The following is a 24,039-nucleotide window of genomic DNA, read 5'->3' on the forward strand; positions in this document are numbered from 1 at the left end:
CTGTCGCATCGTCCGAGCCCGTTCGCGGAGTTCCGGGCTGGCGAGCGCCCGGGAGGCGTGGTTATATCTCGCGGTCGTCTGCACCGAATTCCCATGCCAGCCACGTTCGACCCTTTGGACGCCTCGCCGCCGCGGCCCACCCTGGCCACGGCCGCCCTGCCGCGTCGCGTGCGCCGGGCGCTGGAACAGTTGTACGCCCTGATCAGCGACGAGACCGCGCCGCCGCTGGAGCGGGTCCTGGCCGAGTTCGAGCAACAGTTGTTCCGCCAGGCCGACCAGGCCCGCCTGGCCAGCGTGCAGGCCGGCTACCTGGAAACCCTGCGCCTGGTGCGTCTGCGCCGCGCCGACCTGATCCCGCGTTTCCTGGTCCTGCTGGAAGCCGCCCTGACCCGGGTGCGCGAACCGGCGCCGCGCGTGGTCAAGCCGGGCACGCCGAGCTTCGGCGACCTGCGCCTGCTCGACGACAGCGAAATGGACGAAGACACCGTGCTGCGCAACATCGCCGTGCGCCAGGAGTCGCGGTCCAGCCTGGGGCTGATGCTGCTCGGCCAGCGCTTCGGGGTGTTGGCCGGCGGCCCGGCGTTCGACGCCGAACGCCTGCCGGTCGGTCCGCACCGGCTGGGCCGGATCTTCGCCGAGGCCTGCCAGCCGCTGCAGATCGGGCTGGATTCGCGCCTGGACCTGTACCGGGTGTTCGACCAACAGCTGATGCCGGGCTACGCCCATCTGGTCGAACAGATGAACGCCCTGCTGGCGCGCGAGAACGTATTGCCCGGCCTGTCGTTCGTGCCCCTGCGCACCACCCGCGAACGTCCCGCCGCCGCTCCCGCCGCTCCCGCCGCGGCCGATCAGGCCGCCGACAAACCGCGCGCCCAGCCGGCCGAAGCCGCGCCGGCCGCCGCCCAGCCGCGCCCGCACACCGCCTGGCTCGGTCAGCGCAGCGAGGCGCCGGCCGCAGCCGAACGCGCCGGCGACGAATTCGCCACCCTGCAACGCTGGCTCGACGAGCGCCGCGGCCTGGTCGACCGGCTGCGCCCGCGCATTCCGGGCCAGCCGCCGACCGCGATCGCGATGGATACCGGCGAAGTGCTCGACGCGCTGACCCGGGCCGATCGCGAACTGCCGCGCGGCGAGCAGTCCTTGCGCAAGATCTCCGAGCTGCGCCAGGCCCTGCTCGGCCGCGCCCAGGCCGGCACCTCGCTGTCGCGCGACGACGGCGACGTGTTCGAACTGATCGACCTGCTCTACGGCGAAATCGAACAACGCCTGCGCGGCGATTCGAATATTTCCGCCCTGCTCAACCGACTGCAGGCGCCGCTGCTGCATGCCGCGCTGCGCGACCATTCGTTGCTCGGCCAACAAAGCAATCCGGCCCTGCAACTGCTCAACACCGTCGCCGAGGCCGGCGCGCGCTGGACGCCGAACGACGAGGTCGACCCGCAGTTGCTCGAACCGCTGCACCGCGCGGTCGACCACGTCGCCACTCACCTGAGCGACGGCCAGGCCGCTTTCGACTACGCCAACCAGCGCCTGCAGGAGCAACTGCAGGCGCTCAACCGCAAGGCCGAGGTCACCGAGCGGCGCCATGTCGAGGCCGCGCGCGGCAAGGAAAAGCTCGAACTGGCCAAACGCCGCGCCAACGAGACCATCGAAAGCCACTGCGCCGGCCAGCGCCTGCCGCGCTTCGTCCAGAGCCTGCTCAGCCAGGCCTGGGCCGACGTGCTGACCCTGACCTGGCTGCGCCACGGCGAAGATTCCGAGGCCTGGCGCCGCCAGATCGAGATCACCGGGCAGATCGTCGCCGCCAACAACGGCGAAGCCGGCCCGCCGGCGCCGGCGGGGCTGGAAGCGGACATCGAGCACGCGCTGGGCCTGGTCGGCTACCACGCCGAGGACGGGCGCGCGATCGCCCACCAGCTCAGTCTCGGCGCCGCGCCCGGCGACGACGCCGCCTCGCGCACCGAGCTGGCGATGAAACTGCGCGCGCGCGGCCGGCTCGGCGAAGACGCTGGACCGACGCGCGGCAACCTGCCGGCGCGCAACGAAGACGAGCAGCGCTGCTGGGAGCGGATCCGAACCCTGCCGTTCGGCAGCTGGTTCGAGTTCGTGCAGAACCAGCAGGGCGACGTGGTTCGGCGGCGGCTGTCGTGGTTCAGCACCGTCACCGATAACGCCCTGTTCGTGAATCAGCGCGGCCAGCGCGTCGGCGAGCAATCGCTGGACAGCCTGGCGCGGATGATGGCGCGCGACCAGGCCCGGGTCGTCGCCGCCGAGCGCAGCAGCCTGGTCGATCGGGCCTGGCACGCGGCCCTGGATCTGCTGCGCGGATTCGGCGCCAAGACCCACGATGCCGGAGGCGGCGCATGAACGATCCTTTCCGCCGCGCCCGCCGGCGCCGCATCGCCGACACCGTGCAGGTGGTCGACACCATGACCGACACCGTGATCGGCCACCTGGGCAATCTGTCCGAGAGCGGCATGATGCTGATCGCCAGCGCGCCGTTGACCGAGGACGCGCTGTACCAGCTGCGTTTCGACCTGCTCGACGCGCCGCAGCAGCCGCCGATCGAAGTCGGCGCGCACCTGTTGTGGCAGGACCGCGCCAGCATGCCCGGCCAGACCTGGGCCGGCTTCCGCTTCATCTGCATGCCGGAGAACGGCATGGCCCATCTGCGGCGCTGGCTGGATTCGCCGGGCGGCAGCTTCGAGTAAAGCGGGCGTCGGCGCATCGGAGGTAGCGGGTAGGAGATACAGGGTCCGTCACGAGCCCGAACTACGCGCAAGGCCGACGGACAGACTCGGCAAACCGGCGCCACCGCTTTGCGGCCTCCCCACTCCTGTCCGCCGGCTCCCTCCGGCACTTGCGGCCGCGAGGGCGCAAAATAGCCCCCGTCCCCGCCAGGCCGCGCCCGCATGACCGCCTCCGACCGCTCCGCCGACCCGTCCGTCCTGTACGCCTCGCACGTCGCCGAACTGCAACGCCGCGCCGAAACCGCGCTGGCGCGCGGCGGCTTCGATCATCTGGTCGTGCCCAGCGGCACCCTGCACTACCAGGTGTTCGACGATCGCGACTATCCGTACGCGGTCAATCCGCAGTTCAAGGCCTGGGTGCCGCTGGTGCGCAATCCCGGCAGCTGGCTGGTGTTCACCCCGGGCGCACGGCCGAAGCTGGTCTACCTGCAGCCGTTCGACTACTGGCACGTGGTGCCGCAGGCGCCGAGCGGCTGGTGGGTCGATCACTTCGATGTGATCGTGATCCGCGAACCGCAGCAGGCGCTGGCGCACCTGCCCGCCGACGCCGCGCGTTGCGCGATCCTCGGCGAGCCGCTCAGCGCGCTGGGGGCGTTCGTGCCGAACAACCCGCAGCCGGTGATCGACTACCTGGAATATCACCGCGCGTTCAAGACGCCCTACGAAGTGGCGATGATGCGCGAGGCCACCCGCAAGGGCGTGCGTGCGCATCGCGCCGCCGAAGCGGCGTTCCGCGCCGGCGCCAGCGAGTTCGACATCCACCTGGCCTACTGCGCCGCCGCGCGCCAGGACGCCAACGAACTGCCGTACGGCAACATCGTCGCCTTGAACCAGAACGGCGCGGTGCTGCACTACATGGAACTCGACCGCGAGGCGCCGGCGCAATCGCGCAGCTTCCTGATCGATGCCGGCGCCAGCCATGTCGGCTACGCCTGCGACATCACCCGTACCTACGCGGCCGATCGCGACGGCGAGTTCCAGGCCCTGATCGACGCGGTCGACGGCGCGCAACGGCGCATGTGCGACCAGGTCCGCGCCGGCTTCGACTACAAGCAACTGCACCTGGACGCGCATCTGGCCCTGGCCGGCATCCTCAAGGACTTCGGCGTGCTCAAGACCACGCCCGAGGCGGCGGTGGCCAACGGCGTCAGCGCGGTGTTCTTCCCGCACGGCATCGGCCACGGCATCGGCCTGCAGGTGCACGAAGTGGCCGGCTTCGCCGCCTCCGACCGCGGCGGCCGGATCGACAAGCCGGCCGGGCATCCCTACCTGCGCCTGACCCGCGTGCTCGAGCCGGGCATGGCGGTGACGATCGAGCCGGGCCTGTACTTCGTCGACCTGCTGCTGCAGGGCCTCGAGCAGGGCGAACACGCCGGCGACGTCGACTGGAAGCGGATCGAGCAACTGCGCCCGTACGGCGGCATACGCATCGAAGACGACGTGGTCTGCACCGAAGCCGCGCCGGTCAACCTGACCCGCGAAGAATTCGCTGCGGTGGACTGAGCGCCGCCAGCCGTAGCACGAAGGCGCGAGTCGCCGCCTCCAGAACGTTGCCGTTGCTGCCGTTGCTGCCGTTGCCGTTGCTGCCGTTGCCGTTGCTGCCGTTGCGGTTGCGGTTGCGGTTGCGGTTGCGGTTGCGGTTGCCGTAACGAGCTTGGCGCCACTTCGGCCTCGCGAGAACGCCCTGAAGCCCCGAAGGGCGGCCCGCAGGGATGCGGGCCGTGCGCAGCCACGCCAGGGATGGCCTGTGCGGAGCAGCCCCGCGCAAGCTGCGTCCCATAGTGGCTTTTGATTCGAAACAGAAATGGCGTTTTCTTTGGTTACTTTTGACCGAAGGAATCCCGTGGACTTTGTCGCCTTGGACAAAGAAAGTGACCCGGCCGCTTGCGGACGGAAGCTTTGCTTTGGAGCTTTAGAGCTTTGAAGCTTTAGAAGCCGTCGAACGACAGACGGCGCGAGACCGCAAGAACGCGGTCGCGGCTTGTGACCAAAGGAAATCCCTGTGGGGCGCCGCTCCTACCCTTTGCGATGGTTTCGGGCTTCGATCGATGACATCGGCGTTGGATTGTCTGCGCGTCCCTTGGTCGCGGCTCACGCCGCTCCTACAAGAGCGCAGTACAAAGACGCGACGAAGGGGCGGGATGGCGGTCTCTGCGCGTCCCGCGATCGCCGCTTGTGACCGAAGGAAATCCCTGTGGGACGCCGCTCCTACAGGGATGCGATGGCGCTGGCGCGACCCGCGGCTCACCAGACCTTGTACACCCGTCCGCTCTGCACGCCTTCGACGCTGCGCTGATAAGCCAGCGCCGCCTGCGCGGCGGTCACCGTGCCGAATCCCGGGAAATAATCCCCGTACGCTTCCAGCGACTCGGTCAACAGGGTCGGGCTGACGACGTTGATGCGCAGCCCGCGCGGCAGTTCGCAGGCCGCACCCTGGGCGAAGCCTTCCAGGGCGCGGTTGACCGCGCTGGCGTTGGCGCCGGCGCGGATCGGCTCCTGCGCGACGATGCCGCTGGTCAGGGTGATCGAGCCGCCGTCGTTGAGGTGGTGCTGGCCGAGCAAGGCCAGGCGCACCTGGCCGAGCAGCTTGTCGTTGAGGCCGATCGCGAACTGCTCCGGGCGCATCTCCGGCAACGGGCCGAAGTGCAGCACGCCGGCGGCCGAGACGATCGCATCGAGCTTTCCGGTGCGCGCGAACAGCGCTTCGACGCTGGCGTCGTCGGTGATGTCGACCGGGTAGTCGGCGCTGCTGCGGCCGGCGGCGAGGATCTGGTGGCGCGGCGCGAGCCATTGCGCGATGGCGCGGCCGAGGGTGCCGCTGGCGCCGACGAGGAGGATCTTCATGAGGGCGAGTCCAAGTGAGGGAACAGGCGGCCAGTCTGCGCGTCGGGCCGGCGACGGTGAATGCGCTAGGATTTCGCGCACCCCTAACCAGCGGTTAGCCCATGGACAAGCTGCGCAGCATGGCCGTGTTCGTCGCCGTCGCCGACACCGGCAGCTTCGCCGCCGCGGCCGAGGCCGAAGACCTGTCGGCGGTGATGGTCGGCAAGCACATCCGCCAGCTCGAGCAGCACCTCGGCGCGCGCCTGCTCCAGCGCGATACGCGCAAGCAGCGCCTGACCGAAGTCGGCGCGGCATTCCTCGACGATTGCCGGCGCATTCTCGATCAGGTCCGGCAGGCCGAAGCGGTGGCCGAGCGGCTGCGCGACGACGCCCGCCCCAGCGGCCGCTTGCGGGTCACCGCGCCGCTGACCCTGGGCGGCAGCGCGGTCGCCGCAGTGGTCGCCGAATACCTGCAGCGCTATCCCGAGGTCTCGGTCGAACTGGTGCTGGCCGACCGGCTGTCCGACCTGATCGCCGAGGCTTTCGACGTGGCGATCCGGATCGGCCCGCTGGCCGATTCCGATCATCTGACCGCGCGCCCGCTGCGGCCCTACCGGATGATCGTCTGCGCTTCGCCCGACTACCTGCGCCGGCACGGCACGCCGACCGAGCCGGCGCAACTGGCCGAGCACAATTGCCTGCATCACCTGCTGTGGCACCGCAACGCCGGCTGGCGTTTCGAAGCGCTGAGCCCCGAGCCGCTGCGGCTGAGCGGCAATTTCGCCACCAACCACGGCGAAGCCCTGCGCCGCGCCGCGGTGGCCGGCTGCGGCATCGTCCTGCAACCGGAAGTCCTGCTCGCCGACGACCTCGCCAGCGGCCGCCTGGTGCGCCTGCTCGAGGACCAGCTGCCGCCGCCGCGGCCGGTGCACCTGCTGTACCCGCGCGACCGCCAGCCGTTGCCCAAGCTCAGCCGCTTCGTCGAGCTGATCATGCAGCGCATGGGGCCGCCGTCGCCGTAGTCGGCCGGCGCCATCGGCGTACAGGCGCGGGGCACGACGGGATTTCCGCCAATCACATCAGCGGCGACAGGCGAAGCGGCGCAGCCGGGTGCGATCGCCGAGTCCGGAGGGGCGCAGGGCGGTTTTGCCGCCCTGGCCGCTTCGGACCGTTGCGTGGCATTCACCGCTTCGGCTGTCGCGGCTCACGCCGCTCCTACAAAAAGCGCGGGTGGCCGTCGCCGGCACCGCAAAACCGTGGCCGCGCGGTCGCGGCTTGCGCCGCTCCTACCCCGAAGCGCACACGCCGCCCTGCTGCCAGCCCCTTGTTGTTCCCCCTTTGCAAAAGCGGGGCCAGGGGGGATTTGCTCTTGCTTTGCTCTTGCTTTGCTCTTGCTCAGCCCTCGCCTAGCCTCGCTGCGCTCTCGCCGCCCAGCCCAGCCCGGCTCAAGCCGCGCGCCGGCGCGCCATCAAGGCCTCGATCTCGTCGGCGCTGCGCGCCAGGCGGTCGGTCAGCACCTCGTGGCCGGCCTTGGTCACCAGCACGTCGTCCTCGGTGCGGATGCCGATGCCGCGCCACCTAGGCTCCACCGTGGTGTCGTCGGCGCCGACATACAGGCCCGGTTCGATGGTGAACACCATGCCCGGCTCGAGCAGCCGCGATTCGCCGTCGATGCGGTACTCGCCGACGTCGTGCACGTCCAGGCCCAGCCAGTGACCGGTCTTGTGCCGGTAGAAGCGCTTGTAATGGCCCTCGGCCAGGTTCTTTTCCAGCTTGCCCTTGAGCAGGCCCAGCCGCAGCAGGCCCTCGGTCAGGGTTTCGACCGCGGCCAGATGGCCGGCCTCGTAGGCCACGCCGGGCCGCGCCTGGGCCAGCGCCGCGGCCTGCGCCGCGCCGACCAGGTCGTGCAGCGCGCGCTGCTCCGGGCTGAAACGGCCGTTGACCGGGAAGGTGCGGGTGATGTCGGCGGCGTAACCGCGGTACTCGGCGCCGGCGTCGATCAGGACCAGGTCGCCGTCGCGGATCGGCGCGCTGTTGGCGCGATAGTGCAGCACGCAGGCGTTGTGGCCGGCGCCGACGATGCTGCCGTAGGCCGACTCGGCGTCGTGACGGCGGAACACCGCCTCGATCTCGGCCTGCAACTCGTACTCGTGCATGCCCGGCCGCGCCGCGGCCATCGCCGCCTCGTGGGCGAGCACGCTGATGTCGGCGGCGCGCTGCATGAAGCGCAGCTCGTCGCGGTCCTTGAACAGACGCAGCTCGTCGAGCACGTGGCCGAGCTCAAGGAACTCGTGCGGCGGCTGCGCGCCCTGGCGCACCATCGCCCGGACCCGGTTGAGCCAGCCGATCAGCTTGAGATCGAATTCGACGTCGCGACCGAAGTGGTAGTAGACCCGCGAGCGGCCTTCGAGCAGGCCCGGCAGGATGTCGTCGATATCGGCGATCGGGTAGGCATCGTCCAGGCCGAACGCCTCGACCGCGCCTTCCGGCCCGTAGCGCGGTCCGTCCCAGGCCTCGCGCTCGGCGTCGCGCTCGCGGCAGAACAGCAGGGTCTCGCCGTGGCGCCGGCCCGGCACCAGCACCAGCACCGCGTCCGGCTCGGGAAAGCCGGTCAGATAGCTGAGGTCGGAGTCCTGCCGGAACGGGTAGTGGGTGTCGCGGCTGCGGATGCGCTCGACCGCCGAGGGCACGATCACGATCGCGTCGTCGCCGGTCAGTTCCATCAGCTGCTTGCGCCGCCGCGCGTAGGCCTTGCCCGGCATGGTCAACGCGGTGTGCATGTCAGTTCAGCCGCTGCCGGTGCTGGGCCGCCATCGCCACGTCGCCGTGCAGCAGCAGGGCGACGATGCGGACGAATTCCTCGATCTCGGTCAGCGCCTCCTCGTCCTCTTCGTCGCCGTCGTCCTGCGGCGCGGCGGCGGCCAACCGGGCCAGGTCGCCCAGGGCCTCGCGGCTTTCCTCCGACAGGGTCGGCGCTGCGCCGGCCGACAGGCCGAAGCCGCCGAGGAAGCCGCGGCACCAGTCGAACAGCGCGCCGCTGCGCTCGGACAGCGAGGCGTCGGCGTCGGGCAGCAACAGGTCGAAACCGAAGCTGCGGTCGCCGAGCTGGGCGGCGCTGGCCAGGCGCAAGCGGTCGAGCGGGCCGCGCTCTTCCGGCGTGGCCACGGCCTCGTCGGCCAGCACTTTCGCCGGCCATTCGCGCACCGACGCGCCGCCGCCGGCCAGCCAGCCGCACAGGGCGCCGTGCAATTCGGAGGCGGAGGCGGCGAGCGAGAGACGGCGGCTCTCGGCATCGACTTCGGACAACGGGGGCAGTTCGGTCGCGGCCACGGGCTTCAGGTCGGGGGAGTCGCCGGCAGTTTAACAACGCGGGGCGGAAGCGGCGCGCGGTCGCGTCCGCGCGCGCGCCGCAGACGGCGGACGCCCCGCATCCGGCCGATCCGCGCCAGGATGGGCAAAACCCCGCCCTCGCACCGCTGCGGCCCCGAGCGTGCGATCGGGCGCGAAACCGGGCCGCAACGCTTGTTGCCGCCATCGGCGACTGCCTACACTGCGGCTCTTGCGTCTCACGCGACGGTGTCCGTGCGTTCCTCTTTCCCCGCCGCCCTGCTGACCGCCGCCTTGTCCGCCCTGCTGCTTTGCACGGCGGCGTCGCCGCAGCCTGCAGCGGCGGTCACCCGCGATTTCTATTTCTCGCGCCTGGGCAGCGACCTGGGCCTGAGCCAGAACTCGGTCACCGCCTTCGCCCAGGACGTGCACGGCTTCGTCTGGGTCGGCACCCAGGGCGGCCTGCACCGCTACGACGGCCAGCGCTACGTCGCCTATCGCCACGACCCGCGCGACCCGGCCAGCCTGCCCGACAGCTATGTCACCGCATTGGCCCTGGACGGGCAGCGGGCGATGTGGATCGGCACCCATTCCGAATACCTGGCCCGGCTCGATCTGGCCAGCGGCAGCATTCATCGCTATGAACCGCCGGACTCGCAGGCCGGGCGCCAGGTGGTCTCGCTGCTGCCGTGGCGCGATTCGCTGCTGATCGGCACCCTCGCCGGCCTGGAGCGGATGGACCCGCGCAGCGGCGCGCGCGAGCTGATCCTGGCCCTGCCCGGCGACCTGGCCCGGCAATCGCCGTGGCAGTCGCTGGCCGTGGCCCGCGACGGCAGCGCCTGGTTCGCCAGCGCCGCCGGCCTGCACCGTATCCTGGCCAACGGCAAGGTCGAGCGGATCGGCGCCGGCAAGCCGCTGCGCAGCCTGCTGATCGACCGCCGCGGCCGGCTCTGGGCCGGTGCCGTCGACGGCCTGTACCGGCTCGACGGCCGCACCGGCATCCTGGTGAAAGTCGAGGACGAAGCCCTGGCCACGCTGCGCGATGCGCGCGCCCTGGTCGAGGCGCCGGACCAGCGGATCTGGATCTCCGGCTACGGCAACGGCCTGTACCGGCACGACCCCGACAGCGGCCAGACCCAGCGCGTGCACGCCGAACGCGGCATCGACGCGACCCTGCCCGAGGACACGGTCGATGCGCTGATGATCGATCATGGCGGCCTGCTCTGGGCCGGCGGCCAGTACCGCGGCGTCGCCGTCGCCGACCCGCGCGGCACCCGCTTCAGCTACGTGCTCGACCTGAACGACCACGACGGCGGCGCCGCCTCCGACGCCAGCATCCGCGGCCTGGCCCAGGACGAGACCGGGGCGCTGTGGATCGCCACCGACAGCCACCAGTTGCGCCGCTACGACCTGAGCCACGACCGCTTCGAGGACATGACCGCGCTGTTGCCGGCCGACCCGGCGGCGCGCCGGATCGCCGCGATCGCGCGCGAGCCGCGCCCGGCCAACGCGCCGGTGACCGCGGTCGAAAAACTGTGGCTGGCGACCGGCCGCGGCCTGCTGCGGTTGGATCCGGTCAGCCGCCGGGTCGAGCGCATCGACCTGGGCGGCCAGGGCGAGATCGCCCTGCGCGCGATCGGTTTCGGCCGCGACGGCAGCGTCTGGCTCGGCAGCGACGACCAGGGCGCGCTGCGCTATCTGCCGCAAACCGGCGCGGTGGTCCGCTACGCCTATCGCGAGGGCGACCCCAAGGCGCTCAGCCACCCTCGCGTCAATGCGGTGCTGGAAGACCGCCGCGGCCGGATCTGGCTCGGCACCGGCGACGGCCTGGACCTGCTCGACCCGGCCACCGGCTATCTGCGCCACTACCGCCACGCCATCGACGAAGCCGACAGCCTGCCCGGCAACTTCGTCCGCGCCCTGCACCAATCCGCCGACGGCGCGATTTGGGTCGGCACCCAGGCCGGCCTGAGCCGGGCGGTCGAAAGCGCCGACGGCCGGATCCGTTTCGAACACCCGCTGGCCCAGGTGCTCGGCGAGCACCCGGTGCCGGTGGTGTTCTCGATCGCCGAGCGCCCCGCCGGACGGCTGTGGCTGGGCACCGACGCCGGCATCCTGCGCTTCGACAGCGGCGCCTCGCTGGTGCGCCGCTACGGCCTGGCCGACGGCCTGCAGGACCTGGAATTCAACGCCGGCGCGGTCGCCGGCCTCAACGACGGCCGGCTCGCCTTCGGCGGCGTGCGCGGCCTGAACCTGTTCGACCCGACCCGCATCGCCGATTCGCGCTACACCCCGCCGGTGCGCCTGCTCGGCGCCTGGATCGGTTCGGACACCAGCGCCGGCGCCAGCGTGCTGTGGCAGTCGACCCAACTGGAAATTCCCGACGGCGCCGGCATCCTGCGCCTGCGCATCGGCGCGCTCGACTACGGCCCCAACAGCGGCATGCGCTATCGCTACCGCATGGAAGGCTTCGACCGCGACTGGGTCGACAACGGCCCGCGCCAGGACATCACCTACACCCGTCTGCCGCCCGGCCGCTACCTGTTCCGCGCCCAGTCGACCAACCGCGACGGGGTCTGGAACACCCAGGAACTGCACATTCCGGTCAGCGTCGACCCGCCGCTGTGGCGGCACCCGCTGGCGATCACCGCGGCCGCGCTGGCGGCTTTGGCGATGCTGCTCAGCTTCGGCTGGCGCTGGCACCGCGCGCGCCAGCGCGAACGCGGCTACTTCGCCCAGATCCGCGAGCGCGAGGAGCGCCTGAAGCTGGCGCTGTGGGCGTCCGGCGAACAGTTCTGGGACTACGACCTCAAGCGGCGCGAACTGCACCGGATGCGGGTCGACGACCAGAACGCCGCCTCGCCCGAAATCGGCGTGCAGGCCGACGTCGCCAACGATCACGAGATCCATCCCGACGACCTGCCGCGGGTGACCGAGCTGCTGCGCAAGCACCTGGACGGCGACGCCGCGCTGTTCCTGTCCGAGCACCGCATGCGCACCCCCAAGGGCGACTGGGGCTGGATCCGCGCCCGCGGCCGGGTGGTCGAACGCGACGCCGAAGGCCAGCCGGTGCGCGTGGCCGGGACCGGCCGCGACGTCACCGCGGTGCGCAGCGCCGAACGCGAACGGCGCATCTCCAGCGAAGTGCTGCGTTCGATGGCCGAAGCGGTGGCGGTGTTCGACCGCGACTTCGTGTTCGTCTCGATCAATCCGGCGTTCTCGCGCATGACCGGCTATCCCGAGCACGAAGTCATCGGCCAGACCACCGGCCTGCTCGACAGCCGGCAGCACGACCCGGAGTTCTACAGCGACATGCGCGACGAACTGCAGCGCAGCGGCCGCTGGTCGGGCGAGATCTGGCAGCAGCGCAAGGACGGGAACGAATTCCTGTGCTGGCTGCAGGCCTCGATCGTGCTCGACAGCAGCGGCCAGCGCGGCCACTACGTCGCGGTGCTGACCGACATCACCGACCAGAAGCGCGCCGAGCAGGAGCTGCGCTACCTGGCCAACTACGACACCCTGACCAGCCTGCCCAACCGCACCCTGCTGTCGGAACGGCTGTCGCGGGCGATCGTGCGCGCGCGCCGGCACGGTCACCGCATCGCCCTGCTGTTCCTCGACCTGGACCGGTTCAAGGACATCAACGACTCGCTCGGCCACGCTGCCGGCGACCGCATCCTGCGCGCCGCGGCGGTGCGGCTGCAGGAGACCGTCGGCGCCGAACACACCGTCGCCCGGCTCGGCGGCGACGAGTTCACCGTGGTGCTGGAAAACCTGGAGACGCCGGAACAGGCCGAAGAGGTCGCGCGCCGCCTGATCAAGGCCTTCGAGGCGCCGCTGGACTTCGACGAGCGCCACGACGTGGCGATCTCGCCGTCGATCGGCATCAGCCTCTACCCCGACCACGCCCAGGTGCCGACCGACCTGCTCAAGCACGCCGACACCGCGATGTACCAGGCCAAGGCCGCCGGCCGGCGCACCTTCATGCGCTACACCGAGGCGATGGACATCGAGATCCGCCAGCGCGCGACCATTTCGGCGGCGCTGCGCAAGGTGCTGGACCGCAACGAGCTGCGCCTGGTGTTCCAGCCGCGGCTGTCGCTGCCGGAGGCGCGCATCACCGGCGTGGAAGCGCTGCTGCGCTGGAACAGCGCCGAGTACGGCAATATCCCGCCGACCCAGTTCATTCCGCTGGCCGAAGAAAGCGGGCTGATCCTGGAGATCGGCGAATGGGCGATGCGCGAGGCCTGCAGCCGCCTGCGCCAATGGCGCCTGCACGGGCTGGACCAGCTGTCGGTGTCGGTCAACGTCTCGGCGATCCAACTGCTGCGCGGCGACCTGCCGAAGATGGTGGCGCGCGCGCTCAGCGAAAGCGGCATCCCGCCGTGGCGGCTGGAACTGGAACTGACCGAAACCGTGGTCATGGCCAACGCCGCGCACACCTCCAACATCATGCAGGCGCTGCGCGAACTCGGCGTGGCCCTGGCGGTGGACGACTTCGGCACCGGCTATTCCTCGCTCGCCTACCTCAAGCGCCTGCCGATCAACACGCTGAAGATCGACAAGGAGTTCATCGGCGACCTGACCCGCGACCCCGACGACGAGGCGATCACCAGTACGGTCATCACCATGGCCCACTCGCTGGGCCTGAACGTGGTCGCCGAGGGCGTGGAGCTGGAAGAGCAGATGGAGTTCCTGCGCAACCACGGCTGCGACGAGATCCAGGGCTACTGGCTGGCGCGCCCGCTGGAAGCCGACGACTGCCTGGCCTTCATCCAGCAGTGGCAGCCGCCGCAGAGCGTGCGGGCGGCGCGGTAGCCGGGGCTCGGGGCTCGGGGCTCGGGGCTCGGAATGGTGCGCGGAACCGGCTTCCCTCCGTAGGAACCGCGAGAGTCCCAACCGCCCCGCACTTGGCGCCACGAACACGGCCACCCGGAGATTCCCAACGCTGACCCCCGATCCGCCCAGCCGAGGCGACCGCGAGTCCCGAGTCCCCAGTCCCGAATCCCGACTCCGGGCCTACCGAACGTCGCATCCGCCTTGACCGCCCCCGCCCCGGCCTGCCATCGTGCTGGGATGGACCGCGCCGAACTGATCGCCGAACTGCAGTCGCTGGTCGCCCGCGTCGACGAGCTCGGCGACCGCGTGCGCCGGCTCAGCGAGGAGAACCGCAGCCTGCGCCAGCAGCAGGAGCAACTGGTCGGCGAACGTTCGGCCCTGCTGGCCAAGAACGAGCAGGCCCGGACCCGCGTCGAGGCGATGATCGCGCGCCTCAAATCGCTCGAACAGCACACCTGAATGCACCGATGAGCACGACCAGCGAAGCCGTCAGCATCCGCCTGCTCGATCGCGAGTACACCGTCGGCTGCGAACCCGCCGAACGCGAGCAACTGCTCGCCGCCGCGCGCATGCTCGACAGCAAGATGCGCGAGATCCGCGGCAGCAACCGGATGGCCGCGCTGGACCGGGTCGCGGTGCTGGCGGCGCTGAATTTCGCCCACGAACTGCAACAGTTGCGCGGCGAAGGCGATCAGCGCGATCGCGAGCTCTCGCGCACCCTCGACGAGCTGCACCGCAAGCTCGACAGCCTGTTCGACGCCGCGATCCGCTGATTCCCCGCCGCGGCGTTGCGCCGCGTCCCGTTCATCCGCGCGTGCGCGCGCATCAAGCACATGAACCGCAACGCAGCGTCGCCGACGAGCGGGGGCGGCATCGGCGCAGCATGCGCGCTATACTGCGCGCACGTCCTCTGCTGTGCGCGACGGCGTGCGCAAACATTCGCCTTGTCCCTTAATGACGACCACGGGGGCGCAACGGAGGCCCGGAGTGCAAGTCCGCCTAGCAGCGGGAAGCCCGAAGGCCGCCAAGCGTCCCCACTTGAACCCCGGGTTCAAGGTCGTTTCGCACGCATCGTCATTGGCGGAGGACTACTTTTCCCGGAACGGGCGCGACGTCACCCAGCGTGATTTCGCGCCCGTTTCTCTGTGGCCCGTGCGCCGCGCCCAACCAGGACCGAGCGCCGAATGACGGCCGACCGTACGACGCTGCGGCGCGATCTGCGCGCGCAACGGCGCAATCTCGCCGCCCCCGCCCGCATCGCCGGCGCGCAAGCCATGGCCGGGCGCCTGCTGGCGCTGCCGTTCGCGCCGCGCTCGGGCTATGTCGCCGGCTATTGGGCGATGGACGGCGAAATCGCCCTGCACGCCTGGCAGTTGGGCCTGCCGCCGGACTGCGTGTACTGCCTGCCGGTGCTGCACGACGACCTGCGCCTGCGCTTCGCGCCCTGGCGCCCGGGCGACCCGCTCAGCCCGAATCGCTACGGCATTCCCGAGCCGGACCTGGCCGCGACCTCGCTGCTCGAGCCCGAGCAGATGAGCCTGGTGGTCGTGCCGCTGGTCGGCTTCGACCGCCGCGGCCACCGGCTCGGCATGGGCGCCGGCTGGTACGATCGCAGCTTCGCCTTCCGCCAACGCGGCCCGGCGCCGCCGTGGCTGGTAGGCGCCGCCTTCGAACTGCAGCGCGTCGACGCGCTCGACGCCGCCGACTGGGACGTCGCCCTCGATGCGGTCTGCACCGAGAGCGCCACCCACGACCACCGCTCCCCCCTGTTCGCCTGACCGAGTTCCGCATGACCGCACGCCGCCGCTACTGGCTGATGAAGTCCGAACCGGACACCTTCTCGATCGACGACCTGCAACGCGTCGGCGTCGAACCCTGGAACGGCGTGCGCAATTACCAGGCGCGCAATTTCATGCGCGACGGCATGAAGCTCGGCGACGGGGTGCTGTTCTACCACTCCAACACCGCGGTGCCCGGCATCGTCGGCCTGGCCACGATCGCCGCCGAAGCCTATCCGGACCCGACCCAGTTCGACCCCAAGTCCGACTACTACGATGCCAAGAGCTCGCGCGAAGACCCGCGCTGGCTGCTGGTCGACGTCGCCTTCGAGCGCAAGCTCAAGCGCACCATCTCCCTGGACGAGATCAAGGCCCGCGCCGACGACCTCGGCGAGGACTTCGCCCTCACCCGCCGCGGCAACCGCCTCTCGGTGCTGCCGGTCACGGCGGCGCAGTGGAAGCTGTTGCTGGCGATGGAGTGATGGGCGGGACTCGGGACTCGGGACTCGGGACTCGGGACTCGCAAAGCGTTCATCGACAGCGGCAGGCATGCAACTCATCCACCATCATCTGCGCCAAGCGCGCCCGGCCCCTCCCCGCCTCGAATCCCGAATCCCGAATCCCGAGTCCCGAGTCCCGAGTCCCGAGTCCCGAGTCCCCGAACAGCAAACCACGAACCTATAAGCCATGACTGAAGCCAAACGCCTGGCCGGCGAAAAAGCCATCGACTACATCGAAGACGGCATGATCGTCGGTGTCGGCACCGGGTCCACGGTGGCCTACTTCATCGAGGCCCTGGGCCGGATCAAGGAGCGCATCCAGGGCGCAGTGTCGAGTTCGGAGCAGAGCACCGCGCGGCTGCAGGCGCTGGGCATCGAAGTGCTGGACCTCAACGCCACCGGCCCGCTGTCGCTGTACGTCGACGGCGCCGACGAGTGCGATCCGCACAAGCGCCTGATCAAGGGCGGCGGCGCCGCGCTGACCCGCGAAAAAATCATCGCCGAAGCCAGCGCCAAATTCGTCTGCATCGTCGACCCAGCCAAGCGCGTCGACGTGCTCGGCCGCTTCCCGCTGCCGGTGGAAGTGGTGCCGATGGCGCGCAGCCTGGTCGCCCGCGAGATCCTGGCGATGACCCGCGGCCAGCCGGTGTGGCGCCAGGACGCCGCCGGCAACGGCGTGGTCACCGACAACGGCAACGTCATCCTCGACATCCACGGCCTGGCGATCACCGATCCGGTGGCGCTGGAATCGGCGATCAACCAGATCCCCGGCGTGGTCAGCGTTGGCCTGTTCGCGCGCCGTCCGGCCGACATCGTCATCGTCGGCGGCGAGCCGCCGCTGGTGTTGTAACCGGCGCCACTGTTTTACCGCGCGGACCATGCCGGCCCGCGCCCATGCCGCGGCAATGGATGCCGCGGCTCCTGCCCGGGCGAAGCGCCCATCCCGTATGAACTCCGAAAACCAGCGCTACACCGCAAACCTCAGCCAACAGATCTGGGACTTCTCGTCCCTGTTGCTGAAATCCCGGTTCGCCGACGCATTGGAACGCGGCGTCAGCCGCTACCCGATCCGCCGTTCGCTACGCTTGGCCGCCCGCGCCGGCGTCGACGCCGTATTCGACGACCTCGCCGTCAACCTGGGCTATCGCGCGCATCGCATCGACGGACACAGCCTGATACTCGACGGCGAAGGCGTGTTCGTCGATGTCGGCGTCAGCCGCAAGGCCGACTACTGCTCGTTCTATTTCGCCATCTGGGCCGATTCGGTCGGGCGCGCAGAACAGGCGATCCAGGGGCTGCAGCAACGCATCGAGGCGGTGCGCATCCGCGAACCGATGTTCTCGATCGACTGGCATTTCCTCACCGGCCGCGGCGAATTGCAGAGCGCCAGCATCGAGGAGTTGGCCGACGACGTGCTGATCGACGAGGCCTATCCCGAAATCGGCGACGTCGCCGGCTTCGTCGACCGGTATCTGCGCGCCAAGGAAACCGTGCTGGTGCTGCAAGGCCCGCCCGGCACCGGCAAGACCCGGTTGATCCGCGCCATTCTCGGCGAGATCTCGCGCCGCAACGACGGCAACGCCCAGGCCTTGTACACCGGCGACAAGAAGGCGCTGGAATGCGACGAGATCTACGTCAAGTTCATCACCGGCGACGATCATGCCTTCGTGGTCGAGGACGCCGATCATCTGCTGCGTCCGCGCGCCGAAGGCAACGAACATCTGCACCGATTCCTCGCCATCGCCGATGGCGTGGTGCGCGCGCAGGGACGCAAGATCATCTTCTCGACCAATCTGCCCAACGTCGGCGACCTGGACGATGCCCTGGTCCGGCCCGGACGCTGTTTCGCCCACGCCCAGGTGCGCGAGCTGCGGCCGGTCGAGGCCGCGGCGCTGATCCAGCGCCTGGCCGGCGAACGCGGCATCGATCCGGAGCCGGTGCGCCAGGCGCTGGCCAGCAGCGGGCGCAAGAGCCACTCGCTGGCGGCGATCTATCAAGCCGTCGGCCACGCTGGTTGATGGGTGCCGCTGTGCCCTAATCGTTTGATTCCAAAAACGATCTCATCGCTTGAGACGCCCGGCCGGCAGTATCGGCCGGGCGTTGCGCATGGGCCAGGTCGCGGATGCGCGGTTTGCCGTCCGGGACCATACTGATTCCCCATGCGTGGCCCGCCGCCATGACCCTGCGCTGCCTGTTCGTCGACTTCAATTCCTATTTCGCCTCGGTCGAACAGTTCGACCACGAGCCCTTGCGCGGCCGCCCGGTCGGCGTGGTGCCGGTGATGGCCGCCACCACCTGTTGCATCGCCGCCAGTCGCGAAGCCAAGATCCATGGGGTCAAGACCGGCACGCCGGTACACGAAGCGCTGCGGCTGTGCCCCGACATCCAGATCGTCCAGGCGCGCCCGGCGCGCTACGTCGAGCTGCACCACCGCCTGATCGCGGCGATCCAGGACTGCATTCCGATCGACGGCAAGCCCCTGTCCATCGACGAGGTCGCCTGCCGCCTGATCGGCCGCGAGCGCCAACGCGACAACGCCGTGGCGATCGCGCACAAGATCAAGCAGACCCTGCTCGATCGCGGATTGGCCCCGGCGATCCGCTGCTCGATCGGCATCGCCCCCAACACCTTCCTGGCCAAGACCGCCTCCGACCTCGACAAGGTCGACGGCCTGACCGTGATCGAGCTCGGCGATCTGCCGCAGGCGCTGCACGGCCTGGCCCTGCACGACCTGTGCGGAGTCGGTCCGTCGATGCTGCAGCGCCTCAACGCCGCCGGCATCGAAAGCGTCGAACAACTCACGGCCGCGCCGCGCGAGCGGCTCAAGGCGATCTGGGGCGGCATCGAGGGCGAGCGTTTCTGGGCCCAGTTGCGCGGCATCGAACCGCCGTCGCGGCAACGCAGCGCGGTCGGTTCGGTCGGCCATTCGCATGTGCTCGATCCGCAGATGCGCAGCGCCGAGGGCATGCGTTCGGTGTTGTTCAAGCTGCTCGCCAAGGCCGCCATGCGCCTGCGCCAGGAACGCTGCCGGGCGCGCGGCATGAGCCTGCATGTGCGTTTCGTCGGCCGCGAACAACGCTACAGCCGCGACCTGTCCTTCGCCCCGCTCGACGACACGCCGACCTTGCTGCAGTTGATGGCCGGCGCCTTGCAGCCCTTGCTGCGCGCCGCCGCCAGCGGCCGCTGGCCGGTCAAGCGCCATCCGCCGCTGTCGGTCGCGGTGTCGCTGATCGACCTGCAGCCCAACGCCGCCGACAGCGCACCGCTGTTTCCCGAGCGCCAGCGCCCGCGCGAGCTGACCCGCGTGCTGGACCAGATCAACCAGCGCTACGGCAACAACCGCCTGTACTTCGGCGCGATGCAGGACGCGTTGGCGCAGGGCGCCGCGCCGATGCGGATTCCGTTCCAGCACATTCCCGACGAGGCCAGCGAAGCCGACCTCGGCGCCGCCGCCCTGGTCGCCGATCCGAGCATGGACGAGCTGTGGCTGCAGCGCGAACGGCAGTTCAAGGCGATGGCCGAGAACGCGCATCGCCAGGCGCGGGAACTGCCACCCGCCGCCGCCAAGCCGGCGCCGCCGGGGCAACAGCCGTCCGGCGTCGGCGGTTGGGTGCGCAAACGGCGCAAGGACCAGGACGAAGGGCCCGGCACGACCGGTTCGCTGTTCTGAACGAGTGCGCGCGGCGGCCGGCATGGCGGCCGCCGTTGCGGTCGCCGTTGTTGCGGCGGTGGTCGTGGATCGGACCTTATCCGGCCGCGGGACGAACGGCGCCAGCGTGGTGGCGACTCGCGTCGCTGCTGCCCTTGGGCATAGCGGCCCAGCGCCTCCTCCGCTGGCGGAAGAGGCGCTGGAGTGAGAGCCGCCGCGCTTACGCCTCGACCGCCACGAATCCACCGGTCTGACGCTTCCACAACCGCGCATACAATCCGTCGCGCGCGATCAACTGCTCGTGGGTGCCGGTTTCGATGATGCGCCCCTGGTCCATCACCACCAGCCGGTCCATGCGCGCGATGGTCGACAGGCGGTGGGCGATCGCGATCACCGTCTTGCCTTCCATCAGCGTCTCCAGGCTGTCCTGGATCGCCGCTTCGGCCTCCGAATCCAGCGCGGAAGTGGCCTCGTCGAGGATCAGGATCGGCGCGTTCTTCAACAGCACCCGCGCGATCGCGATGCGCTGGCGCTGGCCGCCGGACAGCTTGACGCCGCGCTCGCCGACCAGGGCCTCGTAGCCCTCGCGGCCTTCGCCGTCGACCAGGCGCGGAATGAATTCGTCCGCCCGCGCCCGCCGCACCGCCTCGAACATCTCCTCTTCGCTGGCGTCCGGACGGCCGTACAGCAGGTTGTCCCGGATCGAACGGTGCAGCAGCGACGTGTCCTGGGTGACTACGCCGATCTGCGAACGCAGGCTTTCCTGGGTCACGCCGGCGATGTCCTGGCCGTCGATCAGGATCCGCCCGCCTTCCAGGTCGTACAGGCGCAGCAGGATGTTCATCAGGGTCGATTTGCCCGCGCCCGACGGCCCGACCAGGCCGATCTTTTCGCCCGGCCTGACCGCCAAGTCCAGGTCGGCGATCAAGCCGCTGTTCTTGCCGTAGTGGAAGTGCACGTTCTCGAAGCGCACCGCGCCCTCGCGCACCGCCAAGGCCCGAGCGTCCTCGCGATCGACCACGGTCAGCGGCCGCGAGATGGTCTCGATGCCGTCCTGCACGGTGCCGATGTCCTCGAAGATGCCGTTCACCGTCCACATGATCCAGCCCGACATGTTGTGGATCCGGATCACCAGCCCGGTCGCCAGCGCGATCGCGCCGACGCTGATCGCGCCGCGATGCCACAGCCACAACGCCAGGCCGCAGGTGCCGACGATCAGCAAGCCGTTGAGCGCGGTGATGCTCACGCCCATCAGCGTGGTCATGCGGGTCATGTCGCGCGAACGCTGGGTCTGCTCGAGCATCGCCTCGGCCACGTACTGTTCCTCGCGGCGCGAGTGCGCGAACAGCTTCAGCGTGGCGACGTTGCTATAGCCGTCGACGATCCGCCCCATCAGCTTCGAGCGCGCGTCCGAAGCGCGCCAGGAACGCAGCTTCACCCTCGGCACGAAGTAACGCAGCAGGCCGATGTAGGCCACGATCCAGGCCACCAGCGGCGCCGCCAGCCAGGCATCGGCCTGCGCGAACAGATAAATCGCCGAGCCGGAATACACGACCACGTACCACAGCGCGTCGAAGGACTGGGTGGTCGATTCGCGCAAGGACGGACCGGTCTGCATGATCCGGTTGGCGACCCGGCCGGCGAAATCGTTCTGGAAGAAGCTCATGCTCTGTTTGAGCATGTAGCGATGGGTCTGCCAACGCACCAGGTTGGTCATGCTCGGATGCACGGTCTGGTTCAGCAGCAGATCGTGCAGGCCCAGACAGACCGGCCGCACCAGCAGCATCACCGCCGCCATCCATAGCAATTCCCCGCCGTGACGCGCGAACAGCTCCGCGGCCGGGGTGGTGTTGACCAGGTCGACCACCTTGCCGAGGTAGTCGAACATCACCACCTCGACGATGGCGACGAAGAAGCCGACCACGGTCAGTACCGCGAACACCGGCCAGGCCTGGCGGATGAAGTGCCAGTAGAACGCCGCGACCGTGCGCGGCGGCATGGCCTCCGGCGCGGGGCGGAACGGATCGATCAAGGATTCGAACCAACGAAAAATCATCATGGCGATACGCCTTCAGGAACTCGGAAAGACTCCCGTGCGCGACGCGCGCGCCGGAAGGGCGCGAGCGCGGACGCGGGACGAGCGGCGCCTGTGGGCGCCGAATCGAGACGGGAGTGGGGCGGCGGACGAGCGCGCGCGATCCAGGGCCAGAACGGCCCCGAGCGGCGATCGATCGGCCGGATGCGGCGCGGGCATCGCCCGCGGCCGCCAGCGCCGACTTAGCGGCGGACCTTGCCGGTGATTGTGAACTTCATCGTGCTTCTCCTTGCTCTGGAGCCCCCCCCTCGCCCGAACAGGGAGAGGAGGAGGCCACGATCCCGTAGCGTCGCCGGGCACAGGTGGACCGACGCGCGGATCGCTATAGGTGACCCAGAACAAGTCTAGCGCGCTTGTATCGCCGACCGCATCCGCCCAAAGTCGGTACAGGCGGATTCATTGGCGTGCGGAGCCCCTGGACGGGTATCAGCGGCTGCCGCCGGACTCGAACCAGTTCACGCCATCGGTTACGAACTCGATGGTCCGATAGGCAGGCACCGAAACGCTGGCCGCGCCGCCCTTGAGCTGCAGCACGCCGTTGCCGGTGAAGCTCAGGCCGTTCATGCCAGCCTGGATCGTCACCCGCCGCCCGGGGTTGCGCGGCACCAGATCCTGAATCGGCGTGCCGCCGGTGATCTGATAGAACTCCGCGCCATAGTTCAACTGCACCTGCGCCGCCGCGGTCAAGTAGCCGGCCGCGTCGCTGCGAATGCCGGTGATCGACGGCCCCTCACGATAGTCCGCGCCCGCGATGTAGGGTCCGGATGGCGAATCCTTCAGCACCAGACCGCTGATCGCGCATCGCGCCGGGCCGCCGGCCTGCTTCTGGATCAGAATCGCCGCGCCGGTGAACTGGCGGATACGACAGCCCGAGATCAAGGTGTCGCTCGCTTGCGGCCCGAGCACGATGCCGTTGACGGTCGAGTTCAGGTCGCCGGTGATGTCGCAGTTCTTGATCGAATTGGCCGGTCCATTGACGATCAAGCCGCAATAGTCCGCCTTCAAGCCGTTGATTTCGCAAGAGCTCGCGCCTGCTCCCAACTCCACTCCAGCACCGTTGCCGATGATTCCACCGACCCAGCCGCCGACGATCTGTACCGCTTGTCCCTTGTTGACGACGATCCCGCGGCTGCCGCTGTTGCCGCCTTCGATATTGACGTTGACGATGAAGAAATTCGTCCCGTCCTGGGTCACCGGGTCGGAATCGATATAGAACGCCGGATTCTGGTCGGCCTGCATCAGGATCAGGTCGTTCACGAACATGCCGCCGGTATGCGGTCCGAAGTAGACCTGGTAGCCGGCGCATGCGTAGATCCGCGTCGATTCGATGCGTACGTCGACGGTGCGATAGGGATTCGGGCTCGCGCTGTGCGCCGAACCGGTCGCATGAATGCCGTCCTCGCGAAAATAACGCAGGCGGCAATGCCGGATGAATCCATCGGACGCCCGGAACAGCGTCATGCCGCGAAACAGTTTCGCCTGCGAATAGGACCGAGCGTAGAAATCGCAGTTGCGCACATCGAAGAAGGCGCAGAAGTTGAAAAAAATGCACGAGCCGGTCGTCGAGGTGCCGGCGTTCGCGCCGGGCGCGAACGTGAATCCGTCGATCACGGTATTCAGGCTGTTCAGCATGCCGGTTTCGGTGCCGTCGCCGATCACGATGTGGTCGCGATCGGCGACATCCATCGATAGCTGCACGCCGCCCTGGGCGGCCCGCAAGACCACGCCGCGCAGGATGCGCAAGGCGGCGGTCAGGCGATAGTGGCGACGCGTCGCCCAAATTTCGCGGCCGGGGTTGTCGGTGATCGCCGCCTGGATCGCAGCGGTGTCGTCCGCGACGCCGTCGCCCACGGCGCCATAGTCCTCGAAGGTGACGTAATCGTCCGTCGCCAACGGCGCGCCGGTCGCCGTGACCGGAATCAGGCTGGCCGTCGCGGCCGCGGCGGCGGCCATCGGTACTCCAATGAACTGGCGTCTTTGCATGTGCTTTCCCTTTCGGTTGCTTGAGTCCGTTGCCGGACCGGATCTACAGGATGCCTGCGCGAGATCTCAGGAGCTGCGCGAGTGACGTCCGGCAGCCGCGATTGGTACCACGCAGTCGTCCAGGCGCACCAATTGCGTAATCGCATGTGTCGCGGGAACCGTTCCAGTGTGCGCTGCCCCGCCGTCCGAAGCTCGGCCGGATCGGCATGGGTCGTCCGGGCTCCGCGGCAGCGGCCTGCGCAAGCGCTGCGGGGAGTTTGGCCGCACGGCGCAGTTGACCGCGTCGGTTAACGGG

The 24,039-nt window shown here is 69.5% G+C and carries 18 protein-coding genes and 1 other RNA gene; 13 read left to right on the plus strand and 6 right to left on the minus strand.

Features of this window, described 5'->3' with window-relative positions; genetic code table 11:
* Positions 1–93 precede the first annotated feature (93 nt).
* The 3 genes from AC3A57_RS20785 to pepQ all read left to right on the plus strand — a co-directional run bounded on the left by AC3A57_RS20785 (position 94) and on the right by pepQ (position 4,253).
* On the plus strand, positions 94–2,367 hold the full coding sequence (locus AC3A57_RS20785; RefSeq protein WP_487580638.1) for a DUF1631 family protein: 2,274 nt from the start codon (positions 94–96) through the stop codon (positions 2,365–2,367).
* Entirely contained in the window at positions 2,364–2,711 is a 348-nt protein-coding gene (locus tag AC3A57_RS20790; RefSeq protein WP_487580639.1) for a PilZ domain-containing protein, read from the plus strand. The genes AC3A57_RS20785 and AC3A57_RS20790 overlap by 4 nt, the downstream gene beginning before the upstream one ends.
* Before the next feature lie 201 nt (positions 2,712–2,912).
* A complete protein-coding gene (pepQ, locus tag AC3A57_RS20795) occupies positions 2,913–4,253 on the plus strand; it encodes a Xaa-Pro dipeptidase (RefSeq protein WP_487580640.1) in 1,341 nt (446 codons plus the stop codon).
* Here the strand turns inward: pepQ and AC3A57_RS20800 are convergent.
* Entirely contained in the window at positions 4,216–4,530 is a 315-nt protein-coding gene (locus AC3A57_RS20800; protein ID WP_487580641.1) for a hypothetical protein, read from the minus strand. The two genes, pepQ and AC3A57_RS20800, sit on opposite strands and share 38 nt — an antisense overlap.
* Positions 4,531–4,994: 464 nt before the next feature.
* Positions 4,995–5,594 (minus strand): short chain dehydrogenase, encoded by a 600-nt coding sequence (locus AC3A57_RS20805; RefSeq protein ID WP_487580642.1) that lies wholly within the window; start codon positions 5,592–5,594, stop codon positions 4,995–4,997.
* Positions 5,595–5,695: 101 nt separating this feature from the next.
* On the opposite strand from AC3A57_RS20805, the gene AC3A57_RS20810 reads away from it, so the two are divergent.
* On the plus strand, positions 5,696–6,595 hold the full coding sequence (locus tag AC3A57_RS20810) for a LysR family transcriptional regulator (protein ID WP_487580643.1): 900 nt from the start codon (positions 5,696–5,698) through the stop codon (positions 6,593–6,595).
* Between the two features lie 423 nt (positions 6,596–7,018).
* Here AC3A57_RS20810 and AC3A57_RS20815 read toward each other — a convergent pair whose 3' ends face one another.
* A complete protein-coding gene (locus tag AC3A57_RS20815; RefSeq protein WP_487580644.1) occupies positions 7,019–8,353 on the minus strand; it encodes an aminopeptidase P N-terminal domain-containing protein in 1,335 nt (444 codons plus the stop codon).
* Position 8,354: 1 nt separating this feature from the next.
* The gene (locus AC3A57_RS20820) at positions 8,355–8,903 is read right to left on the minus strand and encodes a UPF0149 family protein (RefSeq protein WP_487580645.1); all 549 of its coding nucleotides are present in this window, start codon (positions 8,901–8,903) and stop codon (positions 8,355–8,357) included.
* Positions 8,904–9,155: 252 nt separating this feature from the next.
* Here AC3A57_RS20820 and AC3A57_RS20825 point away from each other — a divergent pair, with 252 nt between their 5' ends.
* The 9 genes from AC3A57_RS20825 to AC3A57_RS20865 all read left to right on the plus strand — a co-directional run bounded on the left by AC3A57_RS20825 (position 9,156) and on the right by AC3A57_RS20865 (position 19,687).
* A complete protein-coding gene (locus tag AC3A57_RS20825) occupies positions 9,156–13,718 on the plus strand; it encodes an EAL domain-containing protein (RefSeq protein ID WP_487580646.1) in 4,563 nt (1,520 codons plus the stop codon).
* Between the two features lie 258 nt (positions 13,719–13,976).
* Positions 13,977–14,198, plus strand: a complete 222-nt coding sequence (locus tag AC3A57_RS20830; protein ID WP_221673600.1) for a TIGR02449 family protein — start codon at positions 13,977–13,979, stop codon at positions 14,196–14,198.
* Positions 14,199–14,206: 8 nt separating this feature from the next.
* Positions 14,207–14,512 carry a cell division protein ZapA gene (locus AC3A57_RS20835; RefSeq protein ID WP_487580647.1) on the plus strand — a complete coding sequence of 102 codons (306 nt, stop codon included), beginning with the start codon at positions 14,207–14,209 and terminating at the stop codon, positions 14,510–14,512.
* A gap of 131 nt (positions 14,513–14,643) precedes the next feature.
* Positions 14,644–14,830: non-coding RNA, 6S RNA (gene ssrS / locus AC3A57_RS20840), on the plus strand.
* A gap of 93 nt (positions 14,831–14,923) precedes the next feature.
* Positions 14,924–15,517, plus strand: coding sequence for a 5-formyltetrahydrofolate cyclo-ligase (locus AC3A57_RS20845; RefSeq protein WP_487580648.1), 594 nt, complete (start codon positions 14,924–14,926; stop codon positions 15,515–15,517).
* An 11-nt stretch (positions 15,518–15,528) separates the two neighbouring features.
* Complete coding sequence (locus AC3A57_RS20850) at positions 15,529–15,999, plus strand: EVE domain-containing protein (protein ID WP_487580649.1); 471 nt, start codon at positions 15,529–15,531, stop codon at positions 15,997–15,999.
* 205 nt (positions 16,000–16,204) lie between these two features.
* Positions 16,205–16,867 (plus strand): ribose-5-phosphate isomerase RpiA, encoded by a 663-nt coding sequence (rpiA, locus tag AC3A57_RS20855; protein WP_487580650.1) that lies wholly within the window; start codon positions 16,205–16,207, stop codon positions 16,865–16,867.
* Positions 16,868–16,964: 97 nt separating this feature from the next.
* Complete coding sequence (locus AC3A57_RS20860) at positions 16,965–18,035, plus strand: ATP-binding protein (protein WP_487580651.1); 1,071 nt, start codon at positions 16,965–16,967, stop codon at positions 18,033–18,035.
* A 158-nt stretch (positions 18,036–18,193) separates the two neighbouring features.
* The gene (locus AC3A57_RS20865; RefSeq protein WP_487580652.1) at positions 18,194–19,687 is read left to right on the plus strand and encodes a DNA polymerase Y family protein; all 1,494 of its coding nucleotides are present in this window, start codon (positions 18,194–18,196) and stop codon (positions 19,685–19,687) included.
* Positions 19,688–19,886: 199 nt separating this feature from the next.
* Here AC3A57_RS20865 and AC3A57_RS20870 read toward each other — a convergent pair whose 3' ends face one another.
* The gene (locus AC3A57_RS20870) at positions 19,887–21,719 is read right to left on the minus strand and encodes an ABC transporter ATP-binding protein (RefSeq protein ID WP_487580657.1); all 1,833 of its coding nucleotides are present in this window, start codon (positions 21,717–21,719) and stop codon (positions 19,887–19,889) included.
* A gap of 468 nt (positions 21,720–22,187) precedes the next feature.
* Positions 22,188–23,714, minus strand: coding sequence for a glycosyl hydrolase family 28-related protein (locus tag AC3A57_RS20875; RefSeq protein ID WP_487580653.1), 1,527 nt, complete (start codon positions 23,712–23,714; stop codon positions 22,188–22,190).
* Positions 23,715–24,039 lie beyond the last annotated feature (325 nt).

This window comes from Lysobacter sp. Soil_C_15, assembly GCF_057657315.1.

Excerpts from the sequence above, each read along its gene's own strand:
- AC3A57_RS20790 (WP_487580639.1), top strand. The coding sequence starts at position 2,364 with ATGAACGATCCTTTCCGCCGCGCCCGCCGGCGCCGCATCGCCGACACC.
- AC3A57_RS20800 (WP_487580641.1), bottom strand. The coding sequence starts at position 4,530 with ATGGGACGCAGCTTGCGCGGGGCTGCTCCGCACAGGCCATCCCTGGCG.
- AC3A57_RS20860 (WP_487580651.1), top strand. The coding sequence starts at position 16,965 with ATGAACTCCGAAAACCAGCGCTACACCGCAAACCTCAGCCAACAGATC.
- AC3A57_RS20815 (WP_487580644.1), bottom strand. The coding sequence starts at position 8,353 with ATGCACACCGCGTTGACCATGCCGGGCAAGGCCTACGCGCGGCGGCGC.
- rpiA (WP_487580650.1), top strand. The coding sequence starts at position 16,205 with ATGACTGAAGCCAAACGCCTGGCCGGCGAAAAAGCCATCGACTACATC.
- AC3A57_RS20850 (WP_487580649.1), top strand. The coding sequence starts at position 15,529 with ATGACCGCACGCCGCCGCTACTGGCTGATGAAGTCCGAACCGGACACC.
- AC3A57_RS20830 (WP_221673600.1), top strand. The coding sequence starts at position 13,977 with ATGGACCGCGCCGAACTGATCGCCGAACTGCAGTCGCTGGTCGCCCGC.
- AC3A57_RS20865 (WP_487580652.1), top strand. The coding sequence starts at position 18,194 with ATGACCCTGCGCTGCCTGTTCGTCGACTTCAATTCCTATTTCGCCTCG.
- AC3A57_RS20845 (WP_487580648.1), top strand. The coding sequence starts at position 14,924 with ATGACGGCCGACCGTACGACGCTGCGGCGCGATCTGCGCGCGCAACGG.
- AC3A57_RS20805 (WP_487580642.1), bottom strand. The coding sequence starts at position 5,594 with ATGAAGATCCTCCTCGTCGGCGCCAGCGGCACCCTCGGCCGCGCCATC.
- AC3A57_RS20875 (WP_487580653.1), bottom strand. The coding sequence starts at position 23,714 with ATGGCCGCCGCCGCGGCCGCGACGGCCAGCCTGATTCCGGTCACGGCG.
- AC3A57_RS20835 (WP_487580647.1), top strand. The coding sequence starts at position 14,207 with ATGAGCACGACCAGCGAAGCCGTCAGCATCCGCCTGCTCGATCGCGAG.
- AC3A57_RS20810 (WP_487580643.1), top strand. The coding sequence starts at position 5,696 with ATGGACAAGCTGCGCAGCATGGCCGTGTTCGTCGCCGTCGCCGACACC.
- pepQ (WP_487580640.1), top strand. The coding sequence starts at position 2,913 with ATGACCGCCTCCGACCGCTCCGCCGACCCGTCCGTCCTGTACGCCTCG.
- AC3A57_RS20785 (WP_487580638.1), top strand. The coding sequence starts at position 94 with ATGCCAGCCACGTTCGACCCTTTGGACGCCTCGCCGCCGCGGCCCACC.